Annotated in this window: 1 protein-coding gene; it reads left to right on the top strand. The window is 69.4% G+C overall.

All coding sequences use genetic code 11. The annotated features are described in order from the left end of the window. The coding region (locus tag ACSNOK_RS34055; protein ID WP_436784604.1) for an alanine--tRNA ligase-related protein at positions 1-278 on the top strand (278 nt) is incomplete at both ends.

The following is a 278-nucleotide window of genomic DNA, read 5'->3' as shown; positions in this document are numbered from 1 at the left end:
CCACCGAACAGCTCTACCACGACGATCCGTACGGCACGACGGCCACCGCCACCGTCCTCTCGGTCAGTGGCCACCACGCCGTCCTCGACCGGTCGATCTTCTACGCGGAGTCCGGTGGGCAAGTCGCCGACCAGGGCACGATCGACGGCGCGCGCGTCATCGACGTCCAGAAGGCCGGCGGGCGGCCCTTCCAGCTCCCCAACGGCGAGGTCGCCACCATCGAGTCGGTCTTCTGCCACGAATTCGCCGAGCCCTGCGCGCTCACCGTGGGCCAACAG

Origin of the sequence: Streptomyces sp. URMC 126 (assembly GCF_051386555.1) — a bacterium.
Taxonomy (GTDB): Bacteria; Actinomycetota; Actinomycetes; order Streptomycetales; family Streptomycetaceae; genus Streptomyces.
The sequence above is the reverse complement of the archived record's forward strand: the minus strand, read 5'-3'. Positions and strand labels throughout refer to the sequence as shown.